Raw genomic sequence first — 19998 nt, 5'->3', positions numbered from 1 at the left:
AAGCCAAGACTTAGGCTATAACAAAGTGGAGGCTGCAAACCCACGTAATGCCGGTGCGGCCGATATTTCGTTTGCTGCAAACCATGTTGATATGGCGCTTGATGGCCTAGGACTAATGGGCAGTGGCGCACACACTAAAAACGAAACCGCCGATTTAACCTCACTTAATAAAAACACCGCTAAAACAGCACTGCTTATTTACAGATTAGGGCAGTTATAAACGCAGGCTTAGCCTTTATGGGCTAATAGGCTCTAACCGTTTGCCTGCTACTTGCAATGCAAACTTACGCAACGTTTTAAGCTGCGGGCTTTCGGTTTGCCAATAGTGCCAGTACAAAGGTGTATCTATATAATATTCTGGGAATAAATCGACTAACTCCCCTTTTATCAGCGAGTCTCCTAGCTGTAATGTAGGTAATAGCCCATAACCTAGGCCTGCGATCATGGCTTGTTTAAATCCCTCTGACGAAGGGTAAATATGGGTAAACAGTGGGGCTGAGCCATTAATATCTTCTAAAAACTGGTGTTGTAGCTTGTCATACTCACTAAATACCAAGCACGGTAAATGCGCTAATTGCGAAAGCTCAGTAAGCTTATGTTGTTTTATAAAATCGGGGCTTGCAATGGCTTTGTAGCGTATGGCGCCAAGTGGGCTAACTAGGCCGCCATTAACCGGCTCGGGGGATGAGCTAATACACACCATAACCTCGCCGTCTTTCATTCTTTTATGGGCAATGGATTGATCTTCACTAATGACTTCAAAGCGTAATTTGCACGCAAGCTCTGTATCTAATACGGCGAGTGCTTCGGGAAGCCAGGTGGCAAGCGAATCCGCATTAGCAGCAAGCTTTACGCTAAGCGGGGTATTTAAATCTGTGTGCTCGTTAAGTGCCTCTACATTAAGGGCTACTTCTAGCTGCAATACTTGCTGTAAATGGTTAAGTAAGCGCTTGCCTAATGCTGTTGGCGTTGGCGGTTGGGTTCTTATTAATACGGGCTCGCCTAGTTTGGCCTCAAGCTGATGAATACGCCTACTCACCGCCGATTGGGTAATAAATAATTTTTTTGAGGCCTTTTCAAATCCGCCTTCACTTATAACGGCACTAAGCGCATTGAGTAACTGGTAATCAATCATGAGTTTTACGCATATAACAATAAATATATTCATTGGATTTGTAACAGAATCCCCCCTACCCTGCAAGGCATTGGATAACGGGTTTTATTTGAGTGGATTTGAAGTATGTCGTTTTTGTCGGGTGTGATGCTGGGGCTGAGTTTAATTATTGCCATTGGGGCGCAAAATATTTGGATTTTAAGCCAATGTATGGCGGGCGCTAACCGTTTTGTTTTAGCTGCGGTTTGTATACTTTGCGACGCCACGCTAATTATTGTAGGTGTATTTGCCGCTAATGAGTTAAAGCTATGGCTGCCGGGGTTATTACCGTGGTTAACGTGGGGCGGTATAGCTATGTTACTTTACTTAGCATTTGGCTCTGCGCGCAGCGCAATTAAAGGCACATCGGGGTTAAAAGTAACTCAGGTAATAAAAGTGAGCTGGTGGAAAACGGCCCTTGCGGCCTTTGCTATAAGCTTACTAAATCCACATGTTTATTTAGACACCGTATTGCTGCTTGGCAGCATTGGCGCATTACAACCCGCGCCTATGCACTTTGCTATTGGTGCTTGTGTGGCCTCTGTTATTTGGTTTAGTAGCTTAGTGTTGTTTGCGCCAAAATTAAAAAAGGTTTTAAGCTCCCCGTTTAGATGGCGCGTATTTGATAGCTGTATTGCGGTTATTTTATGTTTTGTAGCGTTTCAGTTATATAACGTGCCAAGCCAATAAGCCAAAACAGCGGTAGTTATGTATTTAACTACCGCTGTTGTTAGCCGTTTTTTAAAAGACTAAGACATTATTTTATAAAGTAATTCTCGCACTGTGGCCGGTTCAAACGGTTTATCACAAATGGCATCAACTCCTGCTTGCGCAATATTAGCTAGGTGAGTGTCGTTTGCCTCTGAGCTCACCATTAAAATAGGAATATGCGAGTAAGCATTTGAGCCACGTACAGTTTCGGTTAGTTCGCGACCATCCATTTCTGGCATGTTGTAATCGGTAACGATTAAATCGAACGATTGCTCACTAAGGTGCGCTATGGCTTCTTTTCCGTTTTCGGCTTCTACGGGTTCGGGGATCCCCATGCCAGCAAGTACGCGTATTATGTGTTTACGAGCAAAGCGGCTGTCGTCTACTACAAGTACGCGAAGTAGCGTTACATCAAAATGATCAAGATCTACTTCTTCTTCGCTTATTATATCGAGGGTTGCTTTGAGTGCGCGAGTAATGGCTTTTGCGCTAAAAGGTTTAGGTAAAATAGCCAACACACCGGATTGGCGTAGTTGCTCAAGGTACTTTTTATTACGCTCACTCGATATAAGCATAAAGGGTTGATGTTCAGTGGCGGGATTAAGTCTTATTTTTTGCAATAGTGAGTCGGCTGTACCGTCTGATAAGTACATCGAGCTTATTACTAGGTCTGGGTGGTAACTTTCAAGTAACGATAAAACCTGCGCTTGGGTAGCCGCTGTTTCTACTTGTTTAACACCACTTTCTGCAAGCGATTTTATTATTATTTTTTGCTGAACCTCTGAAGGCTCTACAAGTAAAATGGACAAGTTTGCTATTGCAGTTAGGTCGCTCATTCAAGTCTCTTTAGTATTGTTATAATGAGGATAATAATAACATTGTTGACTCGTTAATATTATATAAAGAGATTGTAATATTTAAGAAAACATTAGCAATCTCTTTAAAATATAGCACTTTCTAATTAGATTGGATGTATTCTAATGCATTCATTTTTTTGTACGTTACGTTGCTGTGCATTATGTGAACAGGGTTAGGGTCCACTACTTCTACAGGTATATCGTAATTACGGGCTATTTCTAATGCCATTTGGGTGATATTTACACTAAACGAGGTGCCCATAAATACAATTTTATCGGCGTTGAGCATACGCTGTTGTGCTTCGGTTATTCTGTAAAGCTCGGTGTAAAATTCATCGAACAACAACACAAAAGGCTTAAACGAATGATTAAGCTCAGGTGTTTGGTTTTGAACATTAAATAGCTCAAAAAGAGACTCATGCAGGCGGCTTTCATCTACACTATCCCACGGTGTCATAAGCGGTTTAACGGCTTCGCCTTGCTCATGAAATAACGTCATTTGATCGAGCCTGCCGTGTATAGCAATGTAATTTTTGTTACCGGCTTTGCCATCAAGGCCATCTATATTTTGGGTTATTAAATTTTTATCGCTCAGCCAATGGTGTACTTCATTCGGGCCATGGTTACGATAGGCAGCAAAACGGTTGTAATACCAAGCTAAAAACTCGCGCGGATTGTTTTGATACATAGCACGCGTGGCCATTTCCATAGGCGTATAGTTTTTACTGCCTATAGTCCAAAAGCCATCTTCGCCTCTAAATGTAGGTATGCCACTAGCAGCACTTACCCCTGCACCGGTAATATAAAGTGTATTCACTGTGTTACCTCGTACCCTAATACATCGCTTATTACTTGCTGTTGATTATTCATGCCGCCAATACGATATAAAGCCCCGTTATGCTCAAGTAGGCCACGGTGATCCATACTGCCAACAGCTACATTAGGTAATACCTGCCACATGTTTTGCTTTATATTAAAACGCCACACATGGTTGCTCGCCGGAGCGGGCTGTTTATTGTAACCAATACCGTTGTAGTTATAGGGGTTATTAGAGCCGCCAATCATGTAAATATTGTTATTGTAGCTAGTAGCAGCCATACGGTAATGCGATTCACCTGTAGGATGAGGTAACGTGCGCCAATCTATTTTTAGCGGATTGTTGGCATTTATTGTGCCTTTTAAACACTGCGCAACACCTGCAAAAGAGCGGCGAGAATCTGGATTTGCTTGGGTTTTAACGCCATCGCAAATAACAATAGTATTACCACTAATCGCAGCCGCTTGGCCAAATACTGGCTCACCTAAAAAAGGCGACGCCTGCTGCCATGTATTGTTTTTAGTATCGTACACTTGTACTAAATTTACGTTGCCATCGTTATGCCAACCGCTAATAAGGTATATGTAACGCTCTTTGTAGCTTAGCGCTACGCTGTCATCAACTGGTACTGGCATGCTTGCAAGGTGTTTATACGTATTGTTTTTTATATCGAAACGGTACACATCGGGGCTTGAAATTTCAGTATGATCGCTATCTACCGTGTAGCCACCAAATATATAAGCGTATTCACCTAAGCCCACTGCAGTACTGGCTAAGCGTCCCTTTAATGGCAAACTTGAAGGCACACTCGCTTGTTGCTGCCAAGCGCTGTCGCCTAGTTTTAGTGAAAATACCTTATTGTGTACATCTGTGTGTTGTTTGTTTTTACCAAGCCCCATAAAACTCAAAAAATAGCGTTGGTTTTCAACAGTAACCTTAGCTACGGCATTGTTTGCAACGGGTTCGGGTAAAGCAGGAAGGCTTGCTAGCGCGATAGAAAAAAGAAGGCTCATAAAAACAAATAATATAAAAGTGACTAATACACTTAGGGTAAATTATTTTACCTGCATGAACCAGCTAACTATAAGTAATTTACCTTATTAATGCGTGTGTTTAGGTGTGCTGCGTTTTACAAACCATCTAATAATTAATGGCGTAGCCAGCGAGCTAAATTAGATAAGCGTATTTACAAGCAGCGCCTAATGTACACTGCCTTATTAGTTGATTTTGAAGCTTTATTTGTTAATTTTATTTAAAAACTGCAAAACTTTAATAATTTAGCGTTAAGTTTTAAAACACGCTTACTACATAGTAATTTATGCTAGTTAGCCTAAGAAAGTGTACTTTTAGCGATATAAAGTATGCTAATATTTTGTGGTAACAAATGTTTTACAAAAATATATCCTGTTTTTGATTTTTGATCCCTGTGGAGAAACCTAGGTGAAAATACCTAAAAAGTTATTGTGCTCACTTATTATTGCCTCACCAATACTTGCTGCAGAACCATTAAACGACGATGACTTAGACCTTGACACGTTAATGGGGATGGATGTTCAAGCAACTTCTGCAATGAAACGAGCACAATCGGCCTTTAGCACCGCCTCTTCTATTTATGTGCTAAGCGAAGAGCAAATTACAAGCTCGGGCGCTACCTCTATTCCTGAGGCATTAAAAATGGTGCCAGGCCTTGCCGTAAGACAACTTGATAACAATCAATGGGCTATTTCTGCGCGCGGTGTTGCTTCACGGTATTCCAGCAAATTATTAGTAATGATAGATGGGCAAAGCCTATATACCCCCAAATTTGCGGCTGTGTATTGGGAGTCGTTGCATGTGCCTTTATACGATATTGAACGCATTGAGGTTATTCGTGGTCAGGGCGGGTTGCTATGGGGTAATAACGCAAATAACGGCGTTATCAATATCATTACTAAAAATAGCTTAGATACACGCAACACTTACGCTAAAGCAATTACAGGTAATCAAATAAATGCCGACATAAGCCTTCGCCATGGTGGTGATATTTCTGATATTGGTAGTTACAGGGGCTACTATAATACTAAAAATACCGCACCTTCTAAAAAAGGCAGCCGCATTAAACCTAATGACTTTACTAAACAGCACGCTGGCGGCTTTAGAGCTGATTTTACGCCAAGCGATGAGTGGTCAATCCTCCTGCAAGGGGATCATACCCACACAGAGCATGGCCAAAACCTTACTGGGGTAGTAGATGCGTCTAACCGCAGTCAGCAGTTTCCAACTATTGCAGATAGGCGCGATACGCGATTAATGACCCGTGTTGAGCATCGTCTTTCAGATAATGCAAACCAAATGCTGCAAATGTCGTGGCTTAAACAACATGGTGAACAACCCTATATAAATGAAGATTTTGAATCGATTGACGTTGATTATCAAATGAACTTTATTACCGGAGCACTCCAGGTAGATTGGGGGCTTAATTATCGATTTAATGATATTTCTTTTCAAGACAGCATTTTTATCAATAGCGATAAAGACCTAGAAGACCTTCATCAATACGGTGCCATGCTGCAAGCGCAATACAGTGTTATTCCAGATACGTTAAACCTCATTGTAGGCACAAAAATAGAGCATAACGATTTAACCGGTTGGGAAAACCAACCCCTTGCCCGCTTTACCTATCAGCCAAATAGCGAACACCTAGCATGGGGTTCAATTTCACGAAGCGTACGTATTCCTACACTAATTGAATTTAACGATAACTTTAGAGTAAATGGCCAAAAAATCTCAGACGTTATTGGCATGCAGTCGGGTATTGCTGAAATAGATCAATACCATATAGCTACATTTTTAAATGGTAACGATAACGTAAAAGCTGAAAATTATATCTCGTACGAGCTAGGCTACCGTATATCAAAGGCGGAGTGGTCTTTAGATGTTTCTGCATTTAATACGCAAGCGGATGATGTGGCCGTAATTAGCTTAAACCCTCATGTAGAACAATTTATACCTGCATTAAACTTTTACTTAGCCGGGGAAGTGTCACAAGCATTTGCGGCGCTTCAAACAACAAGCTTAGATTACGACTTTGTTTCGATAGGTGAAACCACCACAACCGGCGGTGATTTATTGTTCTCGATGCAACTAATGGACGACTTAAGCAGCGAAGTTGGCTACAGCTATACAAAAATAGATTACGACTTACCTAATGCAACGCGCCCTACTATTGGCTACGACTCAGTAAACAGACAATTATTTACTAAACTGAATTACCAATTAAGTGAGCAGCATTCTATTTTTGCCACGCTAAGAGCCGAAAACTCAAGCACTTACAATACAGATAACTACACCGCTGTAGACCTTACATGGAACTGGAAAATAAACAATAACTGGGCCACAGCAGTATCAGGCAAAAATTTATTTGCAGGCTCACACATAGAATACGCCAATACTCGCGAAACATTTACGGTTCCTAATTACATAGACGAGTGTGTTACGTTTTCTGTTAGTGCAACATTTTAAGAGAGCCAATGCTTAAGCCTTTAAATCGATTGCTTTACCTATTTTTTTGCCTTGCGCTTTGTACAAGCTCAAGCGCTTTTGCAGTGCAAAAAGAATATGTGCTTAAAGCAGGCTTTTTATATAACTTTGCCCGTTTAGGGCAATGGCAATCTGCACCCGAAAACGGCTCCGACTTTTTAATTTGTAGCCCCGACAGCCAATTTATAGCAATAGCAAATGCCGCCCTAGAAAACAGAAAAGTACATAAACGCCACTTACGAAATAAACTAACTCCCCTCGAGGCAACTGCACTTGAGGGCTGTGATATAGTATTTATTACCGATAATACCTATAACATGTGGTTAGATGCCCACCCCGCGCTTAATTTAAAAAATACAATGATAGTTGGCGAAACCGATGGCTTTATAGCCGCACAAGGACATATTCGATTTTTCCTTTCAAGTAGTAAGGTGCGCTTTGAAGTTGCTCCAAGCAAGCTTAAAGAAGCAGGCATTACTATGAGCTCAAAAGTGCTGCGCCTAGCACGTGTAGTTGAGGGGTAAATAATGAAAAACTACTTCTCACTCAACTCAATGAGTAAAAAGCTGCTGTTTATTTTAATGAGCGTTGCGCTTATTTCTACGGCTACCGTTACTGCTGTTTTTAGCGCCTATGAGCTAAAAACCGCAAAACAAGAACAAACACAAAGCCTAAAATCACTCTCGCAAATATTAGCCCCCAATATTAGTACTGCTTTAATATTTTACGACACCGCCGCAATAAAAGAGCTGATTGAGCCGCTATTAATGCGCTCCGATATTGTATCGGTAGAAGTGATAAACAATTTTAGCCAACAACTTGCAAGCGTAACGTCGCCTAAATACAGCCAAGAAAGCTCAGCCCCGCATACAATAGAAGTAAAAACACCATTAACAATTGACGCTCAACGCTACGGTACGCTGATTGTGCGCGCAGACGACAGTGACCTAAACGACAGAGCCGCTTTTTATGGCCGGTTTATTATTGTATTAATGATTTTTAGCTTTATTTTAAGTTTGCTTGTATCGCTAATGCTCAGAAAACGTTTTTTAAACCCCATTTTATATTTAGCACAAACAGCAGAGCAAATTACCTCATCTAACGACTATAGCTTACGTGCAAAAGAGCTTTCAAAGGACGAAGTGGGTAAGCTAACAAGCTGTTTTAATACCATGCTGCAAACTATAGAACAGCGCGATAACCTGCTAGAAAACCAAGTAAAACGAAGAACAAAAGAGCTCGAAAATGCCAATGTTCAGCTGCATCAATATGCCTATCAAGATGGCTTAACCGACCTACCTAACCGCCGTTATTTTTATGAGCACCTGCAACAGCTTGTAAGCACACCTGAACAACCATTTTCTTTGGTATTTATTGATTTAGACGGCTTTAAAGAGGTAAACGATAGCTTAGGCCACGACTTTGGTGATTTATTACTTCACGAAGTGGCTAAGCGACTTCGCCGCTGCTTAAAACAGCAAGACATAGTGGCGCGCTTAGGCGGTGATGAGTTTACCCTAATACTCAAAGGAATAAGCGATACAACAGCGGTTTCGCACATTGCACACGATGTAATGAAAAGCCTGACCCGAACAATAACCATAAAAAACGAACATGTGCAGGTAACCGCGAGTATAGGCGTGGCGTTTTTTCCGCATGACGGCATATCGGTCGAAGCCTTAGTTAAACGAGCCGACCAAGCGATGTATTTGTCAAAAAGTAAGGGGCGAAACAGGTTTGAGTTTTTCTCATACGAAATGGAAGAACTGGCGATTGAAAAGCGCCGCCTTATAGAAGAAATACGCATTGGCTTAAATAACAACCAATTTGAACTTTACTATCAGCCAATATGGGACCCCCATTCACGTACGCTAAAAAAAGCAGAAGCGCTGATCCGTTGGAACCACCCAGAGCGAGGCATTATTGGCCCTGTTGAATTTATCGATATAGCAGAGCAAAATGGCTTGATAAAAGAGCTAGGCGAATGGGTTAAATCGCAAGCTGTTCGCGATGCGGTACAGTTTAATAAGCTAAGCTATACACCGGTGCAAATTAGTGTAAATACCTCGCCTTTAGAAATTGATCGCGACGGTATTTGGGTTACCCAATGGGTAGAGGCGTGCAAACTTTATAATTTGCCACCTCATACTATATTAATTGAGATAACTGAAAACAGCTTAATGGACCCAGATAACGCGATTCAGCACCATTTAAAACGCCTTAATGCGCTTGATATAGACATTGCCATTGATGATTTTGGTGTTGGGTACTCATCGCTTGCGTACTTGCAGCAGTTAGACATTGATATACTTAAAATAGATCAATCGTTTATACAAAATATTGAAGCCAATAGCAGCAGTATAGCGCTAATTAAAGCCATAATTACCATGGCGCATAACTTAGGGGTAGAAGTGGTCGCCGAAGGGGTAGAAACACCAACCCAACAAGCACAATTAATCGCGTTGGGCTGTGATTACATTCAAGGCTACTTATATTCTAAACCGCTTTCAAAGCAAGATTTTATAAATAGCCATTTGCAAATAAAAGCAACCGTTGAATAACCTACAACCAGCGCGGTACAGTTTGCTTATATTTTAGGTAGTCATCATTAAAACGCGTGACTAAATGCGCTTCTTCAACGGCTATTTGTTTATAAAGCGCATATAAGCCCACAGCAAGGCAAATTAAGCTAAATAAGCTTGGTAATGCTAAAAAGAACCCCAACTGAGCAGTTGCCACACCAACATACATAGGGTTGCGCGAAAAACTATATAACCCGGTAGTTTTAAGTGTTTGAGGCCCATTTGGGTCTATACCCGAGCGCCAAAGTGACGCCATATGAAAATGAACAACCATACTGAGCACAAAGCCCGCCGTGAGCATAATATTGCCAAACATAACACCCGGCCACCCATTTAAGGTATAAAACATACCTAAGTAGTTATCGGTGGCAGGCACAAACACACGCAGCACACACACAAACCATATAGCAGCTCTAAAAAACTTAAACGCCATATGATTCCACCAGCTAGTACAAAACTTAGCGCCAGGAAAAATAACACCCGCAGGCGTTGAACGGTTTTTATAAATAATTCTAACGGTGTAAAACCCCGCCACAAACGTATAAAAAAGCGCTAAATACACACGCGTAAATTCGATTAGTGAAGCAGAATCATCTATCAACGGTTGGTAACTCATTAATTTATTTTCTTCATCCTTTTATAATAATTTCATCATAATGGTCATGCTATTCATTAACAAGGTTAGTGTGCTAAAAACGTATAGTGGGCTTTTATTTAAAAACTATAATTTATACCCGCGTAGTAGCGCCTACCTGAGTAACTTGAACTTAATAGACGCGCATCGCTATCATCACCTAAACGCGTAACTGTTTCCGATTTAGTTAAGTTAATAACAGAAGCTGTTAAGCTTAAACCATCAGATATATTAATGGCGGCATTTACATCAACTTGCTCGTAAGGGTCTTGGTATACATTTAAACCGCTGTTTAAGCCAAGTACTGTTTCGCCGCGTTTATTGTACGACGCGCGAAGAGTAAAGTACTCGCCTTCGTAATAAGCAGAGGTGTTGTACTGGTATTTAGCGCTTCCAATTAATGGCGATTGGCCAAATTCTTCACCATTTACACTTACATCGGCTTTATTGGTTTTGTTATAGGTGTAATTAGCATAAAAACCAAAACCACCTGCAAATGCATGTTGAATAAATACTTCAGCCCCTTTTGATACCGCATCGGTGCCGTTACCCACTGTGCTGTATGGCGCAACGGTAATTACACCGCTCTCTACTATATTTTCTTTGCCTGCAAAATCTTGCTGCATATCGATTACCAGCGGCACAACAAAGTTATCAACCTTTTTATGAAACAGCGCTAACCCCAATGCAGAGCCCTCGGCGTAATAATATTCAATAGATAAATCGGCCTGCACTGATTCAAAAGGTTTTAAATTTTTATTACCGCCACTGCCACTAAAACCTGCAAGCTCGTTGAATGCCGCTCTGTCTTCTGCCCATTCATTTGATACAAACGTAATACGCTGCTGCGAGCCTAAATCGCTGTAATCTGGTCGCGCCATCACTTTAGCAATAGCGCCTCTAATTACTAAATCGTCGGTGGCATCCCACGCTATGTTAAAGCTTGGTAGAATTTTTGTGTCGGTGTTTTTTTGTGTAACCAACTGATAGTCTTCTACAAAACGCGCATCGCCAGTTACCGGCTCGCCTGTTTCATCATTGGTGTGATCAAGTTGATAAGTATATAAATCGGTAGAAGAGGTTAAGGTTTTAGTTTGTACTACGCGCACACCTAAATTACCTCTTACTTCACTAAATTCAAAATCGCCTTGAATGTAAAACGCTGATATTTTTTCTTCAATATCGTATACAAAGTTATCTTCTATGCGGGTATAAGGCGTGTAGTTGTCGGTTACTAAATCTCGGTATTTATCCCAATCTATGCTGGGCATTTGGTTTATATTAAACCCGCCAACTATATTGGTTTGATTAATAAACACATCCTCGGCAAGTGGCATACCGCCATTCCATTGGTAGCTATCAAATTGCGTTATACCTTGCTCACTCGCTTCACCTGCAGCAATATCAAAGTTAGGATCTAAAAAAAACGTATTACCGGTCTCGCGGTGTAAGTTGGCATGGCGATATTTAGCCCCGGTTCTAATCGTTTTTAAAAATCCCCAATCAACATAAAAGTCGATGTCGGCTTGATAATAATCCTCTTCGAGTTCGCTGCGCACAAAGCTTGAATTTGACGAACCAGCATCACGCCCGCCGCCTAAGCCACTTTGCAAGTTAGCTAATGTGTTGGGATCAATACTCAGCGATACATTATTTTCATTTAAAGACCACGCAGCGCTTTGCGATGCGTTTTGAATAACGGTTTCGTTTTCACCGGCATTTGAGCTTTTATAAGCGGCTTCCCAGCTTTCTTCAGGGCCGCCCTCAGATTGGGTGTTACCAATAACAAAGCGGGCTTTAAAGCTATCGCCTTCATAGGTTAAATTAAAATCGATAGTATCGGAGGTAGACTCTTCTCGTACATAACTGCCACGCATCCACGGAAATTGCATATCGTTTTCAACACCGCTAGCACTGGCATTGTATTGCATACCCGTTGCAATGGTGCCTGTTTCATCCAAGTTTACTGCGGTTAAAAAATCAGGATTGAGTGACCACTCGGGGATATCAATGACTGATTCGGTTCGGTCTTGTCCGAGTGCAAAACCAAAGTAGTTAAACCCTAGTTCTAAACGATTAGTTGGGCGCCATTGTGTACTAAATTGAATACCTTCACGCTCACGTTTTTCATTAAGCACAGAGCCACGTACAACTTGCGGAAACCACACGCCATCATAACGATTACCGCTGGCATCACTTATCGTATCCCAACCGTTATTGTTATCAACGGCATTTCCATTAATATCAGTCGGTTGACCGCCACCAGTGTAACGCCATACATTTGCATCGGTGCTGCCTGTTAAAGTGCGATTAGTACGCTCTTGATAGGTATAACCCACTAATACACCAAAGGTGTCGTCCTCATTTTTCCACGAATATAAGCCACTAAATTGCGGCTCGTACTCTTTTGTCACATCGGCGTAAGTAGATTCAACGTTAAATACACCTGAGTTTGCCTCCATGCTTAAAGGCTTGCGGCTATGCATTAATACTGTGCCGCCCACGCCGCCTTCATCTAAACGCGCTTCTGGCGATTTATACACTTCTACGCTCTCTATCATGGCAGATGGCAGTAAAGTGTAATCGAACGAGCGTGAAGGCTCCCCAGGTGATGAGGCTATAAAATTGCCATTAAGCTGAGTAAATGTGAGCTCAGATGATAAACCACGAATACTCACCGATGCCCCTTCTCCGCCATCGCGTTCAATAACAACGCCAGGTACTCGCTGCAACGAATCCGCTACATTTTTATCAGGAAATTTGCCAATATCTTCGGCAGTAATTGCATCCACCACAGAGCCAGACATACGCTTAACATCTAAGTTCTCGGCCATGCTTGAGCGTATACCCCGTACCTCAATTACTTCCATATTTTTTTTAAGCAGTGTTTTAGCGTTTTGTGAGGCAGCATCATCAGCTAAGCTAAACGGGCTTGAGGTAATAAGTAATGCGCAAAATAAAGATTTGTATACTTTAGATAAAGGGTAATGACGTAGGCAATTAATCATTTTTTACAGCTATTCCATTTAAATTGCTTAGGCTAAGCAAATCAGTGATCCATTAGCGTATTGCAGTACGTAATGGCAAATTGCTGCAAAGTTTACATGGCGAAACTTAATGTATTGTTAACGCCTGGCTTAATTTAGTCTCAACTGTGGTTAAAAAATAACTCACACCTTACTATTTAACTTTACTAGGGTTTGTGCGCCCGTTTTCAAGCTATTTAATCTAGCTAAAGTGGAAATAACCCCTTTTAATAAAAATATTACCCGCCGCTTTACTTAACCTAAACTCCGGTTAAGAGACTTACTAACAAATTAAATTACAGTGATAGTTAAATTTATTTTCTCTAGTCAGAGGTAGGTTTATTACCCACAGTTCAAATTACTTAATATGTGCCGGTACGCATTCTTGTTAAAGCAAAAAACCGCTTTCGCGGTTTTATTTTATGCTTGTTGTTTAAACGTATTTACTCAATCAGTTATTAGAGTTTAATTGGCTGGTAAATTGGCCCACCGCATTAACCACTTTTTGGGCTCCATCTTGAATTTCTGCCATAACCTCACCCGACTCTTTAGAAAGCGCTAAACCTTGCTCTGCTTTTTCTTTGCCTTGCTCAATAACCGCCACCGTACTTTGAGTTTGTGACTGATTACGCTGCACCACTTCCACAATTTCTTCTGTTGCTTTTGATGTTCTTGACGCTAAATGCCTTACTTCATCAGCAACCACAGCAAACCCGCGCCCTTGCTCTCCTGCACGCGCAGCCTCTATTGCAGCATTGAGTGCAAGTAAGTTGGTTTGCTCGGCAATACTACTTATGCTTTGTACTATGCTGGCTATTTGTTGAGATTGTTGATCCAGCGCCGAAATTTCGTTAGCTGCTTGCTCCATGTTTACAGCCAGCTCGTTCATAACAGATACGGTTTCTTGTAATACGCAGCTGCCACGCTCTGCGGTTTTATCTGTTTCTGTAGAGGTGCCATAGGCTATTTCGGCTGCTTGCGAAATAGCAATTTCACGGTTTACTTGCTCAGTAATTACGGTGGCAAATTTCATTACCTTATAAAGCTGATCCGCATCATTCGAAATAGGGTTGTAGGTGGCTTCTAACCAAATTACATTGCCATATTTATCTATACGTTTAAACCTGTCGGCAATAAATTGGCCTTGCCTAAGCTTGCTCCAAAACTGTTGGTATTCAGCCGAATTAGCTTCTTCGGTTTGACAGAATACCCGGTGATGCTGGCCAATTATTTCTGATTCATTGTACCCCATGGCTGACAAAAACTGATCGTTTGCCGTTAATACATGCCCCTGTAAATCAAACTCAATCACAGCCATAGAGCGATAAATCGCTTTTATTGTGTCGCTTTGTTCACGAGAGGTTGTAATGGTTTTAGTAAGTACAGTGCCAAACACCGAAAAATACAATAACTGATTTTGCTCACCCACCACTGGGTGCACAATTAATCTTAGCCACTCTGCATTACCATCTTGGCGAACAAATTCAATAGCCCCACTCCAGTGGCCTTCTTTTTGGAATGCTTTTTCAAGTTCTTCGTATTCAGGTGATAACCGCGACTGATCAGCAATAAAATCGCCTAGCTGATTATTTGTTAAATTATCTTCGTTATAACCTAATGCGTTTAAAAAGTTATCGTTAGCATGCGAAATTCGCCCATCATAAAGTACATTAAGTACCAGCATTTCTTTGTAAAGCCCTTCCCACACTTGCTCTAAAGGGTACAACTGGGCTTTTAAAGCGGCTATTTCGTTTTGCTTACCTTTTGAAAAAAACATTAACTTCCCTACCAAAAAACACTAAATCAAGTTACTTCCAGTATAGGAGGTATTAATGATAACGCGATAATTAATAAGTAGTTTAAGCTAATTTTTTGCTAAATTTTTAAGCATATGTTCCTTTTTATGTGCTCAGCCTTCACTTTCAACTAGGTTTACATACTTTTGTGCGAGCTGCTCAAGTGACTCCCTATTTAAAGGATCGCTTTTAATACAATTAATGGGGCACACTATGGCACACGTTGGTTTATCGTAATGCCCCACACATTCAGTGCACTTATCTGGGTCTATTTGATAAGTTTTTGACCCCATAAAAATCGCGCTGTTGGGGCACTCATCTACACATACATCGCAGTTAATGCACTTGTCATTTATAAATAGTGCCATGCTAGCGCTTACTCACTTGCTACTTTTTTATAGGGGTTGCGGGTATCTTGGTGATCATCTAAATTGCGCATTAATATTGCGTGATCTAAATTAATGTTCTCATCTAATGAGATTTTTACAATATGCCCAGAGCCTTTTGCATCACTAATACTTTCGCCCTTTTTGTTTTGCATGTATTCAAGTTCAAAAATAATGTTCCCTTGTGGTGTCATAAGCTCTAAAGAATGCCCAACGCAGAATTTATTTTTTACCTCTATTTCAACTAAACCATCAGCATGGCGCCCTATTACTTCCCCAACAAATTGCTGTTTAGTTGATACAGAGTGACCGTATTCGTAGTTTTGATAATCTTGATGGGCATGGCGCTTTAAAAAGCCCTCGGTGTAGCCTCTGTGCGCTAAGTTCTCAAGTGTTTTAAATAAGTGAGTATCGAATGGTTTACCCGAAGCCGCATCGTCTATGGCTTTACGGTATACTTGCGCGGTGCGCGCTACGAAATAAAACGATTTAGTCCGCCCTTCTATTTTTAAACTATGTACGCCCATTTTTGTAAGCTGCTCAACATATTGCACGGCGCGTAAATCTTTTGAGTTCATAATGTAGGTGCCGTGTTCATCCTCAAAGGCTGGCATATACTCCCCTGGGCGCCCTTGCTCTTCAAGCATGTAAATATTATTTGTTGGCGCACCTTCACCCAGAGTTGGTATAACTTGGTTAGGGTCAATTTTATGCACCATGTCGCCCGTTTCGTTTTCAACGCCCGGTTTTATATCGTAATTCCAGCGGCAGGCATTCGTGCAGGTGCCTTGGTTTGGGTCGCGCTTGTTAATATAACCCGAGAGCAAACAGCGCCCAGAATACGCCATACATAACGCCCCATGTACAAACACCTCAAGCTCAGTATTCGGGCATAGCGTGCGTATTTCTTTTATTTCTTCAAGCGAGAGCTCGCGCGATAAAATAACCCGCTCAATACCTTGTTTTGCCCAAAACTGAACACTTGCATAATTAACTGCATTTGCTTGCACCGATAGGTGAATGGGCATGGCTGGCCAATTTTCACGTACCAGCATAATTAACCCAGGATCTGACATAATCAGCGCATCGGGTCCCATAGCAATCACTGGTTCTATATCACGTAAATACGATTTAACCTTTGCGTTATGCGGAGCAATATTTGAGACCACATAAAACTTTTTATTTTGCGCATGGGCTTCATTAATCCCTATTTGTAATGTCTCTAAATCAAACTCATTATTACGTACCCGCAAACTGTAGCGAGGCTGGCCGGCGTAAACGGCATCGGCTCCATATGCAAAGGCGTAGCGCATGTTTTTTAAACTCCCCGCAGGGCATAACAGTTCGGGAATAAAAGAAGTTACAGAAGAAACAGCTGGCATATGCGCTCCGTACAGCTAACCGAGTACACATCGGTTGCATGATTAATTAATTTACAAGCGCGGCATTATAAATGCGCCAAACATTGTGCTTTTGATCAAGATCATAAAACTGCAACCAAACTGGTTTTTAATAAAATTAGGTTTTTTCAATTAAAACGCGTATAATTCGCGCCCGTAAATATTCACACTTTTATTTAAAAATTATTGGAGCATAAAGATGGCTTTAGAGCGTACTTTCTCAATCGTAAAACCTGATGCAGTAGCAAAAAACCACATCGGCGCAATCTACAACCGTTTCGAAACTGCGGGTCTTAAAATCGTTGCAGCTAAAATGGTTCACCTTTCAAAAGAGAAAGCTGAAGGTTTCTACGCAGAGCACAGCGAGCGTCCTTTCTTCGGTGCTTTAGTATCTTTCATGACATCTGGTCCAGTAATGGTTACCGTTCTTGAAGGCGAAAACGCTGTTCTTAAAAACCGCGAAATCATGGGTGCTACTAACCCAGCTGAAGCACTAGCAGGTACTTTACGTGCAGACTACGCTGATAGCATCGACGAAAACGCTGTTCACGGTTCTGACGCTGTTGAATCTGCTGCTCGCGAAATCGCGTACTTCTTCGCTGACGAAGAGCTTTGCCCACGTACTCGTTAATTCGAGTTTTACAGTTAACGCTGTAATGCAAAGTAAGAAAAGGGCTTTCGAGCCCTTTTTTAGTCATTACGTAAAGTATCCTTAAGTGCATTTTTGATATTTTACTTAATGATTAAAGTGGGTAAATTGTGTACAATTCGCCCTTGTAAATTTTATCTCCACCGTCACCGATTGAGGTTGTTTCATGACCGAGCAAAAAAAGATTAACTTATTAGATTTAAACCGAGATGCAATGCGCGAGCTATTTGTATCATTCGGTGAAAAGCCATTTCGTGGCGACCAGGTGATGAAATGGATTTATCATTTTGGCGTTGATAACTTTGACGACATGAGCAACGTTAATAAAAAGCTTAAAGAAAAGCTTAAAAACGAATGCGAAATTGTTGCGCCAGAAATCTCTGTTCGCCAGCAAGCAAGCGACGGCACAATTAAGTACGCATTAGTGCTTGATGGCGGCCAAGAAGTTGAAGCTGTATGGATCCCAGAAAAAGACCGCGCCACTTTGTGTGTATCTTCGCAAGTCGGTTGTGCCCTTGAGTGCACGTTTTGTTCAACTGCGCAACAAGGCTTTAACCGTAACCTTAAAGTGTCTGAAATTATTGGCCAAGTTTGGCGTGTAGCTAAAGACATAGGCCTTGATGGCAACAGCGAAAAACGCCCTGTTACCAACGTAGTAATGATGGGTATGGGCGAGCCACTACTTAATATTAAAAACGTAGTGCCGGCAATGGAGCTAATGATGGACGACTGGGGCTTTGGCTTATCTAAGCGCCGCGTCACATTAAGTACTTCAGGGGTTGTGCCTGCGCTTGATTTATTAAAAGAAAAAATAGACGTAGCACTTGCTATTTCACTTCACGCTCCCGATAACGCACTGCGTGACGTACTTGTACCAATTAATAAAAAGTACCCTATTGAAGAATTTTTAGCCGCGTGTCGTCGTTATATCGATGGCTCTAAAGCAAATAAAGACGTGACCATTGAATACGTTATGCTAAATGGCGTTAACGACAGCACCGACCAAGCACATGAGCTGGTTAAAACGCTTAAAGGTACACCTTCTAAAGTTAACCTTATTCCGTTTAACCCGTTCCCGGGTAACGAATACACACGCTCTAGCAACAGCCGTATTGACCGTTTTTCTAAGATTTTACAAGCTGCGGGTATTACGTGTATTGTTCGTCGTACTCGTGGTGATGATATTGACGCCGCCTGTGGGCAATTAGCCGGCGATGTTGTTGACCGTACTAAACGTATGGCGAAAAAGAAAATGCGCGACGATAACGCAATTAGCGTAAATATCCAGCAAGCATAAGCCTGTAACCACCCTGCGTATATTTCCTATGCAGGGTGGTTAAGTTGTTTATTTTTAAATAAATGATGCAACACTAAGGGTTTTAGGTAAGATAGGCGCTATGGATAGAAAAACAGAGACAAGGTAATGCGATCTTTACTTGCTTTAACACTTTCAACACTTGCCCTTACAGGGTGCGTAAGTGAAAGTAGTTATAACGGCAGTGACAAACCCGTCGTCGAAAACAAAATCAATAATGCAGGCGCAGCACGCACACGTATCGCCCTCGCTTTACAATACTTAGAAACTGGCAACAACTCGCAAGCAAAGTATAACCTTGAGCGAGCTATAGAATTTGCCCCAAATCTACCTGAAGTACATTACTCTCTTGCTTATTATTACCAACAAGTAGGCGAAAAAGAGCGTGCCGATAAAGCCTATCAAAAAGCATTAGCAATTAAGCCTGACGATCCGAACACGCTTAATAACTACGGTGTGTTTTTATGTAGTATTGAAGAGTATGACCGCGCGACCGATCAGTTTTTAAAAGCAATTGATATTCCAAGCTATATTCGCGTTGCCGAAAGCTACGAAAACCTTGCATTATGTGCCATAGAATTTAACGACTTTGAAAATGCAGAGAGTTACTTTAAACAAGCACTTAATCACAGCTCGCAACGTACATCGACCCTAATAAGCTTAGCCGCCCTTTTTTATGCTAAAAGCGATTTACATAAAGCCAGCGAAGTATTAAAGCGCCATGACGACACCGGCCGAGTGTCTGCACGTGCTTTATTGCTTGGTTATTTAATTAAGCAGCGCATGGGCAGAATAGAAGAAGCAGAAAAAATTGCCGCCACCATAATGCAAACTTACCCAACAAGTAAGCAAGCCTATGCTATTCGCGATAATCGTACTAAACAAACTGAGTTTGAAATACTGCGCGAAAAATACCGTAAAGCGCAGCTCGAAGAGCTTCAGGAGCAGTATGGCGAAGAGCAAATCAGTGTTGAGCAACCAAAAATTAAAATTATCCGTAAAAAGCGCCCAACTACCGATAATTCGACCAGCTTAATTTCTCCAGGGGTTGAGCCTTCAAGCCCAGTATTAAATGAGACGGCAAAAGCACAGGCAACCATTGCCGCAGCAAACAAACAAAAAACCGTAGCTGAGCAAAATGATGGCGCTGCCA

At 41.5% G+C, this 19998-nt stretch carries 16 protein-coding genes and 1 pseudogene; 8 read left to right on the top strand and 9 right to left on the bottom strand.

The window, feature by feature from the left end:
• Positions 1-220: pseudogene (locus L650_RS0120040) on the top strand (M20 family peptidase); the annotation flags it as partial.
• A gap of 15 nt (positions 221-235) precedes the next feature.
• On the opposite strand, the gene L650_RS0120035 reads toward L650_RS0120040, so the two are convergent.
• Positions 236-1135 (bottom strand): LysR family transcriptional regulator ArgP, encoded by a 900-nt coding sequence (locus L650_RS0120035; protein ID WP_029774178.1) that lies wholly within the window; start codon positions 1133-1135, stop codon positions 236-238.
• A 105-nt stretch (positions 1136-1240) separates the two neighbouring features.
• On the opposite strand from L650_RS0120035, the gene L650_RS0120030 reads away from it, so the two are divergent.
• Positions 1241-1843 (top strand): LysE/ArgO family amino acid transporter, encoded by a 603-nt coding sequence (locus L650_RS0120030; protein WP_024032917.1) that lies wholly within the window; start codon positions 1241-1243, stop codon positions 1841-1843.
• A 59-nt stretch (positions 1844-1902) separates the two neighbouring features.
• On the opposite strand, the gene L650_RS0120025 is transcribed toward L650_RS0120030, so the two are convergent.
• The 3 genes from L650_RS0120025 to L650_RS0120015 all read right to left on the bottom strand — a co-directional run bounded on the left by L650_RS0120025 (position 1903) and on the right by L650_RS0120015 (position 4551).
• Positions 1903-2700, bottom strand: a complete 798-nt coding sequence (locus tag L650_RS0120025) for a response regulator (protein WP_004587007.1) — start codon at positions 2698-2700, stop codon at positions 1903-1905.
• 121 nt (positions 2701-2821) lie between these two features.
• Positions 2822-3538, bottom strand: coding sequence for an SIR2 family NAD-dependent protein deacylase (locus tag L650_RS0120020; protein WP_029774177.1), 717 nt, complete (start codon positions 3536-3538; stop codon positions 2822-2824).
• Positions 3535-4551, bottom strand: a complete 1017-nt coding sequence (locus tag L650_RS0120015) for a Kelch repeat-containing protein (protein ID WP_029774176.1) — start codon at positions 4549-4551, stop codon at positions 3535-3537. The genes L650_RS0120020 and L650_RS0120015 overlap by 4 nt, the downstream gene beginning before the upstream one ends.
• A gap of 427 nt (positions 4552-4978) precedes the next feature.
• On the opposite strand from L650_RS0120015, the gene L650_RS0120010 reads away from it, so the two are divergent.
• From L650_RS0120010 to L650_RS0120000, 3 genes are read left to right on the top strand one after another with little or no spacing between them, the layout of a single operon-like run.
• Positions 4979-7039: a TonB-dependent receptor plug domain-containing protein gene (locus tag L650_RS0120010; protein WP_029774175.1), complete on the top strand. Its 2061-nt coding sequence runs from the start codon at positions 4979-4981 to the stop codon at positions 7037-7039.
• 8 nt (positions 7040-7047) lie between these two features.
• The gene (locus L650_RS0120005; RefSeq protein ID WP_029774174.1) at positions 7048-7581 is read left to right on the top strand and encodes a YfiR family protein; all 534 of its coding nucleotides are present in this window, start codon (positions 7048-7050) and stop codon (positions 7579-7581) included.
• Between the two features lie 3 nt (positions 7582-7584).
• Complete coding sequence (locus tag L650_RS0120000) at positions 7585-9618, top strand: EAL domain-containing protein (RefSeq protein WP_029774173.1); 2034 nt, start codon at positions 7585-7587, stop codon at positions 9616-9618.
• Position 9619: 1 nt separating this feature from the next.
• On the opposite strand, the gene L650_RS0119995 is transcribed toward L650_RS0120000, so the two are convergent.
• From L650_RS0119995 to yegQ, 5 genes are all read right to left on the bottom strand, one after another.
• A complete protein-coding gene (locus L650_RS0119995) occupies positions 9620-10255 on the bottom strand; it encodes a methyltransferase family protein (RefSeq protein WP_029774172.1) in 636 nt (211 codons plus the stop codon).
• 98 nt (positions 10256-10353) lie between these two features.
• Positions 10354-13281: a TonB-dependent receptor gene (locus tag L650_RS0119990; RefSeq protein WP_029774171.1), complete on the bottom strand. Its 2928-nt coding sequence runs from the start codon at positions 13279-13281 to the stop codon at positions 10354-10356.
• Between the two features lie 469 nt (positions 13282-13750).
• Positions 13751-15076 (bottom strand): methyl-accepting chemotaxis protein, encoded by a 1326-nt coding sequence (locus tag L650_RS0119985; protein WP_029774170.1) that lies wholly within the window; start codon positions 15074-15076, stop codon positions 13751-13753.
• Positions 15077-15208: 132 nt separating this feature from the next.
• Positions 15209-15463, bottom strand: coding sequence for a YfhL family 4Fe-4S dicluster ferredoxin (locus tag L650_RS0119980; protein ID WP_029774169.1), 255 nt, complete (start codon positions 15461-15463; stop codon positions 15209-15211).
• Positions 15464-15471: 8 nt separating this feature from the next.
• A complete protein-coding gene (gene yegQ / locus L650_RS0119975; protein ID WP_029774168.1) occupies positions 15472-16863 on the bottom strand; it encodes a tRNA 5-hydroxyuridine modification protein YegQ in 1392 nt (463 codons plus the stop codon).
• Between the two features lie 217 nt (positions 16864-17080).
• Here yegQ and ndk point away from each other — a divergent pair, with 217 nt between their 5' ends.
• From ndk to pilW, 3 genes are all read left to right on the top strand, one after another.
• Positions 17081-17512 carry a nucleoside-diphosphate kinase gene (ndk, locus tag L650_RS0119970; protein ID WP_004586996.1) on the top strand — a complete coding sequence of 144 codons (432 nt, stop codon included), beginning with the start codon at positions 17081-17083 and terminating at the stop codon, positions 17510-17512.
• A 184-nt stretch (positions 17513-17696) separates the two neighbouring features.
• Positions 17697-18827 (top strand): bifunctional tRNA (adenosine(37)-C2)-methyltransferase TrmG/ribosomal RNA large subunit methyltransferase RlmN, encoded by a 1131-nt coding sequence (locus L650_RS0119965; RefSeq protein ID WP_029774167.1) that lies wholly within the window; start codon positions 17697-17699, stop codon positions 18825-18827.
• A 126-nt stretch (positions 18828-18953) separates the two neighbouring features.
• Positions 18954-19998 (top strand): type IV pilus biogenesis/stability protein PilW (gene pilW, locus L650_RS0119960; protein WP_029774166.1); only part of this gene is annotated, 1045 nt, incomplete at its 3' end.

Source organism: Pseudoalteromonas sp. TB51, from assembly GCF_000498055.1.
Taxonomy (GTDB): domain Bacteria; phylum Pseudomonadota; class Gammaproteobacteria; order Enterobacterales; family Alteromonadaceae; genus Pseudoalteromonas; species Pseudoalteromonas atlantica.
The sequence above is the reverse complement of the archived record's forward strand: the minus strand, read 5'-3'. Positions and strand labels throughout refer to the sequence as shown.

What these genes read in the sequence shown, in the direction of transcription:
- L650_RS0120035 (WP_029774178.1), bottom strand. Translation starts at nt 1,135, where the DNA reads ATGATTGATTACCAGTTACTCAATGCGCTTAGTGCCGTTATAAGTGAA.
- L650_RS0120030 (WP_024032917.1), top strand. Translation starts at nt 1,241, where the DNA reads ATGTCGTTTTTGTCGGGTGTGATGCTGGGGCTGAGTTTAATTATTGCC.
- L650_RS0120025 (WP_004587007.1), bottom strand. Translation starts at nt 2,700, where the DNA reads ATGAGCGACCTAACTGCAATAGCAAACTTGTCCATTTTACTTGTAGAG.
- L650_RS0120015 (WP_029774176.1), bottom strand. Translation starts at nt 4,551, where the DNA reads ATGAGCCTTCTTTTTTCTATCGCGCTAGCAAGCCTTCCTGCTTTACCC.
- L650_RS0120005 (WP_029774174.1), top strand. Translation starts at nt 7,048, where the DNA reads ATGCTTAAGCCTTTAAATCGATTGCTTTACCTATTTTTTTGCCTTGCG.
- L650_RS0120000 (WP_029774173.1), top strand. Translation starts at nt 7,585, where the DNA reads ATGAAAAACTACTTCTCACTCAACTCAATGAGTAAAAAGCTGCTGTTT.
- L650_RS0119995 (WP_029774172.1), bottom strand. Translation starts at nt 10,255, where the DNA reads ATGAGTTACCAACCGTTGATAGATGATTCTGCTTCACTAATCGAATTT.
- L650_RS0119990 (WP_029774171.1), bottom strand. Translation starts at nt 13,281, where the DNA reads ATGATTAATTGCCTACGTCATTACCCTTTATCTAAAGTATACAAATCT.
- L650_RS0119985 (WP_029774170.1), bottom strand. Translation starts at nt 15,076, where the DNA reads ATGTTTTTTTCAAAAGGTAAGCAAAACGAAATAGCCGCTTTAAAAGCC.
- L650_RS0119980 (WP_029774169.1), bottom strand. Translation starts at nt 15,463, where the DNA reads ATGGCACTATTTATAAATGACAAGTGCATTAACTGCGATGTATGTGTA.
- yegQ (WP_029774168.1), bottom strand. Translation starts at nt 16,863, where the DNA reads ATGCCAGCTGTTTCTTCTGTAACTTCTTTTATTCCCGAACTGTTATGC.
- ndk (WP_004586996.1), top strand. Translation starts at nt 17,081, where the DNA reads ATGGCTTTAGAGCGTACTTTCTCAATCGTAAAACCTGATGCAGTAGCA.
- L650_RS0119965 (WP_029774167.1), top strand. Translation starts at nt 17,697, where the DNA reads ATGACCGAGCAAAAAAAGATTAACTTATTAGATTTAAACCGAGATGCA.